This window comes from Pandoraea nosoerga, from assembly GCF_902459585.1.
In the GTDB taxonomy this organism is placed as follows: domain Bacteria; phylum Pseudomonadota; class Gammaproteobacteria; order Burkholderiales; family Burkholderiaceae; genus Pandoraea; species Pandoraea nosoerga.
The window spans coordinates 95,790-109,126 of record NZ_CABPSC010000005.1; the positions used below are offsets into that span (position 1 = coordinate 95,790).

General features: G+C 62.3%; 10 protein-coding genes and 1 tRNA gene. 4 read left to right on the forward strand and 7 right to left on the reverse strand.

From position 1 onward, the window contains the following. The first annotated feature begins 86 nt into the window (after nt 1–86). A complete protein-coding gene (locus PNO31109_RS08735) occupies nt 87–1,010 on the forward strand; it encodes a LysR family transcriptional regulator (RefSeq protein WP_150555218.1) in 924 nt (307 codons plus the stop codon). A 199-nt stretch (nt 1,011–1,209) separates the two neighbouring features. Here the strand turns inward: PNO31109_RS08735 and PNO31109_RS08740 are convergent, their stop codons facing one another. The 3 genes from PNO31109_RS08740 to PNO31109_RS08750 form a co-directional block, all read right to left on the reverse strand. Then, complete coding sequence (locus PNO31109_RS08740) at nt 1,210–2,628, reverse strand: MFS transporter (RefSeq protein WP_150555219.1); 1,419 nt, start codon at nt 2,626–2,628, stop codon at nt 1,210–1,212. Nucleotides 2,629–2,887: 259 nt separating this feature from the next. Continuing rightward, nucleotides 2,888–4,876: an aconitase family protein gene (locus PNO31109_RS08745; protein ID WP_150555220.1), complete on the reverse strand. Its 1,989-nt coding sequence runs from the start codon at nt 4,874–4,876 to the stop codon at nt 2,888–2,890. Nucleotides 4,877–5,036: 160 nt separating this feature from the next. Then, nucleotides 5,037–5,942: a LysR family transcriptional regulator gene (locus tag PNO31109_RS08750; RefSeq protein WP_150555221.1), complete on the reverse strand. Its 906-nt coding sequence runs from the start codon at nt 5,940–5,942 to the stop codon at nt 5,037–5,039. A gap of 135 nt (nt 5,943–6,077) precedes the next feature. Between PNO31109_RS08750 and PNO31109_RS08755 the strand changes: the two genes are divergently transcribed. From PNO31109_RS08755 to PNO31109_RS08765, 3 genes are all read left to right on the forward strand, one after another. Beyond that, complete coding sequence (locus tag PNO31109_RS08755; protein WP_150555222.1) at nt 6,078–7,361, forward strand: aspartate carbamoyltransferase; 1,284 nt, start codon at nt 6,078–6,080, stop codon at nt 7,359–7,361. A gap of 172 nt (nt 7,362–7,533) precedes the next feature. Next, nucleotides 7,534–8,547 (forward strand): class 1 fructose-bisphosphatase, encoded by a 1,014-nt coding sequence (locus PNO31109_RS08760; protein WP_150555223.1) that lies wholly within the window; start codon nt 7,534–7,536, stop codon nt 8,545–8,547. 189 nt (nt 8,548–8,736) lie between these two features. Further along, nucleotides 8,737–8,812 (forward strand) — tRNA-Thr (locus PNO31109_RS08765). 367 nt (nt 8,813–9,179) lie between these two features. On the opposite strand, the gene PNO31109_RS08770 is transcribed toward PNO31109_RS08765, so the two are convergent. From PNO31109_RS08770 to PNO31109_RS08785, 4 genes are all read right to left on the reverse strand, one after another. After that, nucleotides 9,180–10,340 carry an acyltransferase family protein gene (locus tag PNO31109_RS08770; RefSeq protein WP_150555224.1) on the reverse strand — a complete coding sequence of 387 codons (1,161 nt, stop codon included), beginning with the start codon at nt 10,338–10,340 and terminating at the stop codon, nt 9,180–9,182. 336 nt (nt 10,341–10,676) lie between these two features. Next, nucleotides 10,677–11,153 (reverse strand): FkbM family methyltransferase, encoded by a 477-nt coding sequence (locus PNO31109_RS08775; RefSeq protein WP_244958149.1) that lies wholly within the window; start codon nt 11,151–11,153, stop codon nt 10,677–10,679. Nucleotides 11,154–11,160: 7 nt separating this feature from the next. Continuing rightward, entirely contained in the window at nt 11,161–11,874 is a 714-nt protein-coding gene (locus PNO31109_RS08780; protein ID WP_150555226.1) for an FkbM family methyltransferase, read from the reverse strand. 730 nt (nt 11,875–12,604) lie between these two features. Then, the gene (locus tag PNO31109_RS08785) at nt 12,605–13,225 is read right to left on the reverse strand and encodes a DUF1415 domain-containing protein (protein WP_174966342.1); all 621 of its coding nucleotides are present in this window, start codon (nt 13,223–13,225) and stop codon (nt 12,605–12,607) included. Nucleotides 13,226–13,337: the final 112 nt, after the last annotated feature.

Below are 13,337 nucleotides of genomic sequence, written 5' to 3' on the forward strand. Positions count from 1 at the left end.
GGGCGGTGTGCGCCAGGCTGGCAGTATCCTGGCACCCCATGTATTATTCAAACGAAAGTTTTTATCGTTTTTCATTAATTAAATTCATGCAAAGAACGCCCATCGAACTGCGTCACCTGCAGACGCTGCTCGCGCTGCGCGACACCGGCAGCGTGTCGCGCGCGGCACTCTGGCTGCATCTCACGCAGTCGGCGCTCTCACATCAGATCAAGGCGCTGGAGGACTTCTACGGACTGCCGCTGTTCGTGCGCAAATCGTCGCCGCTGGTCTTCACGCCGGCGGGCAAGCGGCTGTTGGCGCTCGCCGAAGAGGTGGTTCCGGCCGTCGAGGAAGCGGGGCGCGACCTTACGCGGCTCGCGCAGGGCACGCAAGGCACGCTGCGCATCGCGGTCGAATGCCATACGTGCTTCGACTGGCTGATGCCGGCCATGGACGCGTTCCGGGTGCGCTGGCCGGAAGTCGAACTCGATATCGTGTCGGGCTTTCACGCCGATCCGATCGGTTTGCTGCATCAGGATCGCGCCGATCTCGCGATCATCTCCGAGCGCGAGGAAGGCGAAGCGGTCGATTTTCATCCGCTGTTCCGCTTCCAGATGGTAGCGCTCATGGCAAACGATCACCCGCTTGCGGCCAGGCCGCATCTGGACGCCGAGGATTTCCGCGACGAGACGCTCATCACGTATCCCGTGCCGGACGACATGCTCGACATCGTGCGGCAGGTGTTGCGCCCGGCGGGCATCGAACCCACGCGCCGCACCACGGAGCTCACGGTCGCGATCCTGCAGCTCGTCGCGAGCCGGCGCGGCCTGGCGGCCCTGCCGCTGTGGGCAGTGACGAGCTATCTGGAAAGGCGTTACGTGAGCGCGCGTCCGATCACGCCGCAAGGACTGACCGCGCAACTGTGGGCGGCCACGCTGCCGGCGATCACGACGCGGCCGTACATCGGCGAATTCGTCTCGCTCATGCGCGAGACCAGCCTGCTTTCGCTGCCGGAGATCGAACTGCTGTAAAGGGAAGCGGGATGCGGGGCGCGCCCCGCGTCGGATGCGAGGACTCGGGGACGCGCGAGGACGCAGTACAGACACCCTCCCGCTGGCGCGCGTCGACATATCGGCGCGTCGACATATCGACGCATTCGGGCGGCGATTCGGGCGGCGATTCGGGCGGCGGCGGCCCGGACCGGTCCGCGCCGCGAGAAATACGCAGCGCTTACCGGGAGATTTTCTCCAGGGCGATGTCGCGCGTGCGCGGGCCCATCAAGCCGATGGAAAGCATGACGACCAGCATGGCACACGAGATGAACACGAATACGCCCGTCACGCCGAAGTTGCGCAGCACCGACGCGATCAGGAATGCCGTGAAGATTGCCGAGAAGCGGCTCCACGAATACACGAAACCGACGGCCCGCGCGCGGATGCCGGTCGGGAACAGTTCGGTCTGATACGCGTGGTAGCTGTACGACATGATGTTGTTCGCGAGCGTGAGCCCGATGCCCATGGCGATCAGCAGGAACGACGACGTCGCCTGCGAGAACACCAGCCCGCACACGATGCCGATGCCCGCCGTCCAGACGATCGCGTGCTTGCGCTCGACACGGTCGGCCATCCACAGACCGATGAGCGGGCCGACCGGTGCGGCCAGCGCGATCACGCTCGAATACGCGAGACTCGTCGTCACCGTGATGCCCTGCTTGATGAGCAGCGTCGGCACCCAGTTGGCAAAGCCGTAGAAGCCGACCGTCTGGAAGACGTTGAACAGGATCATCATGATGGCGCGCTTGCGATACGGCGGCACCCACATGTCGCGAAACGCGCTCCTGGGCACGACCGGTTCGGGCGCGCCCGGCGCCGGCAGGGGCCGGCCGTATTCGCGTTCGACCTTCGCCTCCAGGTCGGAGAGCACCTGCTCGGCCTCGGCGAGACGCCCCTTCTGCGCGAGCCAGCGCGGGCTCTCCGGCAGTGCGCGACGAATCCACCACACGAACACGGCGCCGTGCGCGCCGATGAGCACGACCCAGCGCCATCCCTCCAGACCGAGGAACTCGCGCGGCACGAGCCAGTAGGCGAGAAGCGCGACCACCGGCACGGCGGTAAAACCCACCGCCTGCTCGCAGGCGAACGCGCGGCCGCGAATCTGCTTGGGCACGAGCTCGGCAATGTACGTGCCGATCGTCACCAGTTCCACGCCGATGCCGAGGCCCACCACGAAGCGCCAGAAGTTCACGCCCGTGGCGCTCTCCTGAAACGCCATGATGACGTTCGCGGCGGTGTACCAAAGCAGCGAGCCCGTGAACACGGCGCGGCGACCGAAGCGGTCGGCCAGAAAGCCGCAGGCGATGGTACCGATGAAGAGCCCCGAGAATAGCGCCGCGATGAAGCTTGCCACGCCTGTCGTGCCAAACAGACCGGGCGTGGTCGGCGTCAGAATGCCGCTCTTGACGAGCCCCGGCGCCACGTAGCCGGTATAGAGCAGATCGTAGAGCTCGAAAAAGAAACCGAGGCTGAGCAGCACCACGAGCTTCCATACGGTGCGCGTCGGCGGCAGTCGATCGAGGCGGGCGGAAATGTCGCCGGCGGTGAGGCGAGTTGCCGCGGCGGGGGCTTGCGCGGCGCGAGGCATGGAAGGCATCGAAACTTCGGGGGATGGCATGGAAATCGTCTCCGGGCCCGTCCGGTCATGGCCGAACGGCTCATTGTTCCGACGCATGGCGGGCCACGCCGGCAAGCGGTGCCGCCGGTGGGCCGGGCGTCGGTGCTACACCATGAATCGACAGGCGCGAGGCCGGCATTGTGCCACGAATGACGTCGCGTCTGTCACCTTTGCCACGTACTGCGAAAATTTGCGATGTTCATGAATAACGGCACGGTCGGCTCGCCGGCCTTCGGCGTCACGACGCCTGTCCGGCAGCCGCCCCCGCGCCCGCCTTGAGCTGATCGAAGCTCACGATGCGCCCGGCCAGCGCGCTCGCGGCCACCGTGTACGGACTGGCGAGCCACACGCTGCCCGGCCCCGAGCGTCCCGGGAAATTCCGGTTGATGGCGCTGATCGTGACCTGATCGGCCGACGTCGACTGCCCCGGTCCGCAATTCGCGCATGCGCCGCAGCCTGGCATGACGAGCGTCGCGCCGGCGGCCTCGAACGTGCGGAGATAGCCCCTGGCTTCGCAGTACGCGCGCACGTCCATCGTGCCGAACTGCAGGAAGAGCGAGCGTCCCGGGGCAACGCGCAGACCATGCGCCACGCCCCAGGCCAGCACGTCGTGATAGGCGTCGAAATCGTCGCGCTTGCCCGCCGTGCACGAGCCGCCATAGGCGATGTCGATCGGCACCGGCGCGCTCAGCTCGGCAAGCGCCACGCCATTGCCCGGGTCGCCCGGGCGCGCGAGCATGGGCGTGAGCGCGCCGGCGTCGATGCGAATCACGTCCCGATAGACGGCGCCGGGGTCACTCGTCATCCACGGTTCGATGTCGAAGTCGATGCCGCGACGCGCCTTGAGGAAGGCCACGGTCTTCTCGTCGGGTGCGACGATGCCGGTGAAGCCACCCAGCTCGGCGACCATGTTGGTGAGCGTGGCGCGCTCGTCCACGGACATCGCGCGCACTGCGCTGCCCGCGTATTCGAAGACGAGCCCGATCGCATCGCCGCGGCGAATGGCGTCGAGCCGCAGCAGATGCAGCACGACGTCCTTTGCCGTCACGCCCGCCGGCAGCTCGCCGTCGATCTCGACGCGAAGCGTCTGCGGCACCTTGCAGCGCACGTAGCCCGTCACCCAACTGTTCGCAATGTCGGTCGCGCCGGCGCCGAACGCCAGGCAGCCGAGCGCGCCCGCGTGCGGCGTGTGCGAGTCGGTGCCGATGACGATCTGGCCCGGCAGCGCGTAACGCTCGGCCATCAGCGCGTGGCAGATACCATCCGCGCCGCGCATGCCATTCGCATCGTTCGCATCGTCCGCGCCGAGCTCGCCATGCGAGAGCACCGCGTAGCGCGCGACAAAGTCGCGATGGCCGCGGGCGAGGTTCGCCACGCCCGGCAGCAACCCCTTCGAGACGTGCGGATGACTCTGCGCGGCGAGCACGAGGTGATCCTGAAACGCGATGATGCGCGACGGGTCGTGCAGCGCCGCCGGCTCGCCGAATGCGCGATGCATCAGATGTGCGCACATGCCCGTGAAGTAGTCGTGCGAGAAACGCCAGTCCGCGCGCACGAACACGCCGTCGCCATGCGCGGCGCCCGGCGTCGCGGGATGCAGCCGACGCGCCATGATCTTCTCGACGAGCGTGCGCGGCGGGCCGTCGCCCGCCGGGGGCGCGGCCGGCCGTGGCGCGGGCCATTCGGCAAACTTGCTGTACGCGAGCAGGCCGCCGCTGCGGATGATCTGCTGCGTGAGGGTATCGCGCCCCTTGAGGAATTCGGTGATCGGAATGGCTTCGCCGGCCTGGATGCGCTCGAGCACGCCGAAGTCGGTCGTCGTCAGAATGCCGATGTTGTCGCAGTTCTGCTGGTAGATGCGCTCGAAGCTCTCGGCCACGATCAGCCGGATGCCGGCCGACAGCTCCGCGAGCGGGCTCGATTCGCGCGACGACCCCTTGCCGTAGCGCTTGCCCGCCACCGTGATCTGGAACCCGCCGCGGCGCACGTCGTGCTCGCCGATCGGCGTCTCGTTTCCTGCTTTGAAACCGACGTAGGGATAGCGCCCGAGCCGCTCGTCATACGTGAGCATGACCGTGACCGGCGTGATCTCGTCGGTCGAGACATTGTCGCGCAAGGCGCCCGCCTGGGCGCGCGTGATCGACTCGCCGGCGAGCTGCCGGCGCACGATGCCCGGGTCCTCCGACAGAAACAGCGTGCGGCCGTCGAAACGAATGGTGTCTTCCATGCCAGTGACTCTCCTTGCGGGAAAGGATAGCCGTGGCGGTGCGGCGCCATCATGCCGTATGGGCAAGGTCGCCATGACGGATTGCGAAGCCGGACTGCGCGGTCGGAGGGCGCGAGGGGGCGCGACCGGAAAGGTGCACCGCCGGCGCGCCGGCTCGCGCTCAGGCCTTCTGGGCGAGGAAGTTCAGCAGCGTGGCGGCCGCGGCGTTGAGCGGGTCCTGCCCGGGGTACACGAGCCACAGTTGACGGTGCGCCCACTCATCGGTGAGCGGGCGCACGACCACGTCGAGCTTGCCGACATACAGCTGGCCGACCTGCTCCGGGGCAATGGCAATGCCCAGGCCCGCATGCGCCATGCGGCACAGCGCGTCGAGGCTCGACACGCGGATCTTGATGCGCAGCGACGCCCCCACCGTGCTCGCCTGCTGATGCAGCAGTTGCGTGAGCGCGCTGTTGCCCTGCAGGCCGACGAGGGTCTCGCCGACGCAGGCGGAAAATGCAATTTCCCCCGTGCGCGCGGCAAGCGGGTGCGCGGCCGGCAGAATCACCGCGAGCCGGTCGCGCCGGTAAGGCACCATCGTGAACGCCTCGATCCCGGGCACGGCATTGCAGATGCCGATGTCCACCGCGCGCTCGCCCACGCGCGCGAGCACCTCGTTGCTGTGCTGCTCGTCGAGCTCGACGTCGACCGCCGAGAACACGCGGCCGAACGCGGCGAGATCTTCCGGCAGAAACTGCACGATGGCCGACAGGTTCGCCGCGATGCGCACACTGCCGCGCGCGCCTTCGTGAAACTGGGAAAGCTCCGCGCCCAGCGACTCGATCGTGCCCAGTATGCGTTCGGCATAACGGCGCACCGTCTCGCCCACCGGGGTGACGGTAATGCCGCGCTGATGGCGCTGGATGAGCGGCAGCCCGACGATGGCCTCGATGTCGGCAATGCGCCGGCTGATCGCCGACGGTGCGATGAATTCGCGCTCGGCGGCGCGCGCCATGCTCCGCTCCTGGCAGACGGCCACGAAAAGACGCAAAGAAGTGAGATCGAGCTTGCGGAGAAGGTTTTCCATACCTGTACGGCAATACACCGGAAATGCCGGAAACGCCCGGCTGGCGCGGCCCGGCGAGGGGCACGTCTTTTGCTGGACAAACGACGAATCGACGCCTATTATACGCATCGCGTACACAGCCCTGCCGACCCGACCATGAGTGCACAGCAGACTTTCCTGCGCGACGCGATGCGCCGCCTGAACATGACCCGCGACAGCTTCGCCGAGCGCATCGGCGTTCGCCGGCGCGCCCTCGACACCTGGCTGCTGCCCGAGGACTCCAGCGAATATCGCACGATGCCGAGCATCGTGGAGAAATTCGTCGGCGAAATTCTCGGCCGCGAGGCACCGTCCGCAGAATCTACGCAAAGCGCACACAAACCGCTGCGTGAGCGCATCGGCCTCGACGGCAAGCCGCATCTGATCTCCGTGGACCAGTTCACGCGCGACTCGCTCGAGGAGCTGTTCCACGTCGCCGACATCATGCAGCCGATCGCACGCCGCCAGAAGATCTCGCGCGTGCTCGAAGGCGCGGTGCTCGGCAACCTGTTCTTCGAAGCGAGCACCCGTACCCGCGTGAGCTTCGGCGCGGCCTTCTGCCGCCTCGGCGGCTCGGTGTGCGACACGACCGGCTTCACGTTCTCGTCCATGGCCAAGGGCGAATCCATCTATGACACGAGCCGCGTGATGAGCGGCTACGTCGATGCGCTCGTCGTGCGCCACCCCGAGAAGGGGTCGGTCGCCGAATTCGCGCGCGCGACCAACATCCCCGTCATCAATGGCGGCGACGGCCCGGGCGAGCACCCGAGCCAGGCCATTCTCGATCTGTACACCATCGGCCGCGAGTTCTCGCGCCTGGGCAAGCTTGTCGACGGCGCGCACGTGGCGATGGTGGGCGATCTGCGCTACGGCCGCACGGTGCACTCGCTCATCAAGCTGCTCGCGCTGTATCGCGGCCTGAAGTTCACGCTGATCTCGCCGCCGTCGCTGGAAATGCCGACGTACATCCTCGACCAGATTTCCCAGCACGGTCACGTGGTCGTGCAGAGCCACTCGCTCGCCGATCTGACCGGCGCGGACGTCGTCTACGCCACGCGCATCCAGAAGGAGCGCTTCGCCGACGAGGCCATCGAGGGCTATACGCCGGAGTTCCAGATTAACGAAGCGCTGATCAACCAGTATTGCGATGCGCGCACGATCATCATGCACCCGCTGCCGCGCGACAGCCGGCCGGGCGCAAATGATCTGTCGACCGACCTCAATCACGATCCGCGGCTGGCCATCTTCCGCCAGACCGACAACGGGATTCCCGTGCGCATGGCGATCTTCGCGATCCTGCTCGGCGTGGACAAGCAAGTCCAGCACAGCATGCGCGACGCCGCATGGCGTGCGCCGTCACACATCGGCCCGGACGACGCCCTGTTCGACGGCCTCGACTGATCGGCGGCTCGCGCGCGTCCGAGCCACGCGCGCCTCTTCCGTCTCATTCCGTCTCATTCCGTCTCATGCTGCGCGCCCCCCCGCACTTTTCGCGGGGGCCGGCGCGTCTTTGCGAGTAAAATTGCGTCCGTATCGAAATACGAACGCTTTTTTGCTTTTTGCGGAGGCCCCTATGCGGCGCAAGACTCTTACCCAATATCTCATCGAACAGCAGCGGGAGTTCAACAACATTCCTGCCGAGCTGCGCCTGCTGATCGAAGTCGTCGCACGCGCGTGCAAGTCGATCAGCCACGCCGTGTCCAAGGGGGCGCTTGGGGGCGTGCTGGGCAGCGCGGGCAGCGAGAACGTGCAGGGTGAAGTGCAGAAGAAGCTCGACGTGATCTCCAACGAGATCATGCTCGAGGCGAACGAATGGGGCGGTCACCTCGCGGCAATGGCCTCCGAGGAAATGGAAGGCGTTTTCCACATTCCCAACCGCTATCCGCAGGGCGAATATCTCCTGATGTTCGACCCGCTCGACGGCTCGTCGAACATCGACGTCAACGTCTCGATCGGCACGATCTTCTCGGTGCTGCGCTGCCCGGACGGCGTGACCGATCCGACCGAGCAGGACTTCCTGCAGCCGGGCACGCAACAGGTTGCCGCCGGCTACGCCGTGTACGGCCCGCAAACGGTGCTGGTGCTCACGACCGGCCACGGCGTGAACTGCTTCACGCTCGATCGCGAGATGGGTTCGTGGGTGCTCACGCAGGAGAACATGCGCATTCCGGAAGACACCAAGGAGTTCGCCATCAACATGTCGAACGAGCGCCATTGGTATCCGCCGGTGCAGCGTTATATCTCGGAGTTGCTGCAGGGCAAGGAAGGCGTGCGCGGCAAGGACTTCAACATGCGCTGGATCGCCTCGATGGTGGCCGACGTGCATCGCATTCTTACGCGCGGCGGTGTGTTCATGTACCCGGCCGACAAGCGCGATCCGGACAAGCCCGGCAAGCTGCGCATCATGTATGAAGCGAACCCGATGAGCTTCCTGGTGGAGCAGGCGGGTGGCGCGGCGACCAACGGCGTGCAGCGCATCCTGGAGATCCAGCCGCAGAAGCTGCACGAGCGCGTCGCGGTGTTCCTCGGCTCGAAGAACGAAGTCGAGCGCGTGACCGGCTATCACCACGAAGCCGGCGCGAAGTAACTCGGCGCAATGCTCGATGCGTCGTCGTCGCGAGAATGGCCTACGACGCCAAATTTCTTCGCGGCGACGAAGCGCAGGAATTCCGTAATTTCAAGGATTTACGCGTGACTCACGCAGAGACAGCAAAAAATCTTTGAAAAAAGTAGTGACAAACCCAGAAAGTCTGCTATTATCTCACTTCTTCGCAGCGCCGGAGTAGCTCAGTCGGTAGAGCAGCTCATTCGTAATGAGAAGGTCGGGGGTTCGATTCCTCTCTCCGGCACCAGCGACTTGGTTCGCTGGATCTCGCGAAGTCCTGAAAACCCGCATAAGCGCTCGCTTTGCGGGTTTTTTGTTTTCTTACGAGGTACCATGAGTTGCCCCCTATTCTCGAATTATCTGGGGCATTTTTGGGGGCATAACCAAGCCCCCCCCCCCGCTCATGACGGGCCACGGGCTTTCGCGCGATGGCGCGCACGATACAGGATGAAGTGCTCCAGGAGAATGTTGATCACGCTGAGGCGCAGTTGGCTCACAAAGTGCGACTTTCGCTCGGGCGAGCGCACAACCGGACCAGTCATGTGCAACAGCGGCACGCCGTAATGCAACAGTACCAACTACGTCGACACGTTACCAACGGCTAACCAACGACGTCAGGGGGTGGGTGGTTGCGGCGTCGGGATCTGGCGTCTCAGCTTCTTTCCAATGGCGATTCCTACGTTCTCGACATATACGTGAACGAACCACGTCGCGATCACAACTGAAACGGCAGCAACAATGCCAGCGACAACAGTCGATCCCGTCAAGCGGAACGCTGTAAAGAACACTGCGTATGCCGCCGCGCCATGCAGGAGATACAGCGGGTAGGAGACGTTCGCCAATCGGTCGAGCCAGCGCACATATGGGAGCCGAGGGCCAGCGAGCAGCAGTGCCATGAAGAATAGGATTGCGACTATATGGTTCGAGTACATATAGAGGCCGGTATCGCCAGCATAGAAGCGGTGCGTCGACAAACAGAACTTGTTCGCGAAAAGCAGCGCCGCAATCACTAGAGCCGTCTTTCGAAGCGACCAGCCATTGAACGACCGGTTAAAGAGCGCGGTGCCCACAAGCATCAATGTGATGAACGCGCCGTTGTTCCCGAGCACATCCACTACCACGCCAGGGAACGTATTTGCGAGCGCCGGCGCCGCGGAGTAGAAACTCATCAGGCAGAATGCACCTGCGATCGAGAGCAGCACAGTCGCCGATTTGTAGGCGCCACGGAAGCCAATGAAGAAACAGATCACGTAGAAGTGCATTTCGACTTCCAGCGTCCACAGCGACGGATCCATGAACTGGTATTGCTTGAAGTCGCGGATCAGCAGGATATTTGCCCAAAGTGTCGGGCCATCGATGGGAAGATAGCTCGAAGCACCCGATACCCAGCGATCCATCGCCACGGCAAAAAACGCGATGAGCGTGCATGCGACGACGACCGGATAGATTCGGAATATGCGGCGCAATAGGTACTCAACCTGCGATCCTTTCCCCATCGAGAGGGGGATCACGTATCCGCTGATCAGAAAGAAGAGGCCGAGACCGAAATACACTTCCCGGAAATCGAACTGAACAAATCGGGCGAAAAAATCAATAACGTGATCGGGAAATGTCGAGGGGATATAGTCGCTCATAGGCAGAAGATGAACGAATTGCGCGCCACTATTTGGATCTCGTATAGCCCAGATCCAATGGACATAGACTATGAAAAGACACGCAATTCCCCGTGCGGCCTGGAGAAACCACAAGCGAGTTTGATTCATTGCGGTGGTCATTTCCTCCTCGTGCAATGTAATTTACCACATCATTTCACGTCGATTTGCTGCGCTGCGTTATGGGATTTTGCATTACTCAACGCACCGTACGTGCGCTCGCGCACGGATCGAAGCCGTGCATTTTTTCGTTCGGGCTAATCTGTCGGTCCGGGCACTGTGATATTAAGCAGTTGCGTAATATAGGCACGCGCATGCGCGGCGACATCGTGTCATTCGGAAATCCTTGTGCCCGGTCCCACCGAAAGCATACCGGCGCTAGGCAACATCACGAATGACCTCGCCTGGTCGATCAAGCTTGCGTCTAGCCGGTCGCCGTAGACGTCGTCGTAGCATGCATTAGGCGCGCCTAAACTTTCGAACGAACTCCACGAACTTCCACGCTTTTGATTGGGTGATTTCATGAAGAAGGCCGTTCAAGCTGGATACATGCCCTCGAAGTGAATTGACCTCCTCCTGTAATCGCTCGCATTCCGACTCACGGAACACCAATCGATGCTGCACCACGTCGATCAATTCGACCATGGCCACGTCCACGTCTGGCCTCGCAACTACGTCGGCAGCCCGCGCACGGCGGTGAGCGAACAGGGCCAGACGATCTGCTTTCACGAAAAAAGCATTCACATGCGACGAAATATCGTAGACGTAACCGAAGGAAGCTAGTCGTTGACGAATTTCATCGAACTTAAGATGGCCGACCTCGATGCAGATTACGTCAGGAAGCACCGAACTACCTTTCATGCCATCGATGACAGACAGTTCGTGTCCCTCAACATCGAGGACAAGCAAGTCGACGTGCGCGACATTCTCTTGCACAACAAAATCACGCCACGTGCGCAGCTTGACGGTTACATCGACAAAGGCGCGCCCGCGCACGGCGGTGAGCGAACAGGGCCAGACGATCTGCTTTCACGAAAAAAGCATTCACATGCGACGAAATATCGTAGACGTAACCGAAGGAAGCTAGTCGTTGACGAATTTCATCGAACTTAAGATGGCCGACCTCGATGCAGATTACGTCAGGAAGCACCGAACTACCTTTCATGCCATCGATGACAGACAGTTCGTGTCCCTCAACATCGAGGACAAGCAAGTCGACGTGCGCGACATTCTCTTGCACAACAAAATCACGCCACGTGCGCAGCTTGACGGTTACATCGACAAAGGCGCACCCCTCTTCTTCCAGCCATTTTGTATGTTCGCTGGTATGTGTAAGCGATCCATTGGTACAGTTCCTACCAAATTGCGGGTGATCAACTGCCTTAAAATTCGCTTCACCATCGACGTTGGACAGCGCGAAGTTCAAGTTCTTCGATAGAGGGCGATTAATGGACAGCTTGTCGAAAATCCAGGGAACCGGCTCGAAGTTATATCCGGTCCACCCCATAGACTCCTCAAAAAACTTGCAAGAGCACTCCGTCAGGCCATCATAGGCACCGCACTCGACGAACACGCCGCGGATTCCGTCTTCAGGAAAGTACCTTTCAGAGATAAACCTATCCACCGGCGGTTCGAATTGGCCGTAAAACTTCCGCATTTTTGACTCCGAGATATTTCAGGTGCGCGAATCACATCGCACGCGAAGTCCGATATGCTCGTGCTGAAGAGCTTGTTCCGAGACACGCCAACGCGCTTAACACAGGTGGATGGCTGCACAGCCTCGATTCAGTTCGCCGCAACCGTGGCGGAATTGTCGTCCACTAACCGAACGGCCCGCATTTGACAGGTGCCGCTTGCATGACGGTCAAGGCGTCGCCGACCGCGATCTTTTCAATCTTGTCGAGTACGACTGACTAGTTCGTCGCAATACTGGGCCATCTGATAGAGCGACCATTTATCCACCTGAGCCGCATTGATGCGGTGGCCGAAACCATAGCACGAAGCAGCATGAGGTCGTAGAAGACCGAGGCCAGGTCATGTCGAACCATGCGGATTTAAACGTGCCGTCCCACGTGCCACGTAGGCCCGCGTTTCAAGGCTACAGTTCGAGAGCACTCGAAGATCCGACCTTTGAAATCGGCCGACCGAGTGGGGATATGCTATTAAACTGCCCCGCATCCACCTGAATGCCAATCAGCGCAGTACTCGGACAGGCGGCCAATTTGATTTCGAATTCCCGGTATCAGCCCGACTGTTCCAGCTATTGCCGTCCACACCCTCGGGTAGATATGCGGCTTGTACAGCAAGTCGGTGGGCAACCAATGCTCAAGCCGGAAACTCGCCCCTAACTGACCTCTCACAACGATACCCGTATTTGTCCGCAAGGGCTACTTCTTCGTCAGATTTTTCTCCTTTGCGTGGCTATCGTTGTCGTTGGCCCCATCCTCGTCTTCGGCCGGCTGCGCCATCCAGTCGTGATAGCCGGCAGCTCCCATCCTGCGCATGAGCGCCTCGTTGCGCTCATAGATTGTCTCGGCTTCGGGAAAGGCGTCCACGGCGCGGTCGATGCTCGCCTCGCGCAGCACGTGCAAGATCGGGTACGGCGAACGGTTCGTGTAGTTCTCGACATCCTCTGGCGCCGTGCCCTCGAACTGATAGTCCGGATGGAAGCTCGCGATCTGCAGTACGCCCTGAAGGCCCATTTGTCTGAGCAGGCGATCCGCGAAGAACAGCGCGTCGTTGTATTCGTGAAAGTCGAGCAGTGCCGACGGGAGAATCAGGAGCGTCGTATCGACGACTTCCGGGTCCGCCTCCACGAGCGCCTGCAGCTCGCGCTCCAGATCCATCATCGCCCCTTCCATGTCCGTCGCCGCGCTCACTACGTAGCGAATCTGATCCTTCACGTGCACTGCCTTCGCGAACGGGCAGAGATTGAGCCCGATCACGGCGCGCGTGAGCCAATGGCGAGTCGCGGCGATCACGGCATCGTTATCCGCTATAGCGGGGATAGCGGGGATAGCGGCGAGCCCGGCGGCGGGAGGCGTCTTGTGCGTCATGCGTGAGCATCGGAATGAATCGTCAATCCGGCATTGTAAATCGGTGAGGCACGCCATCGACATG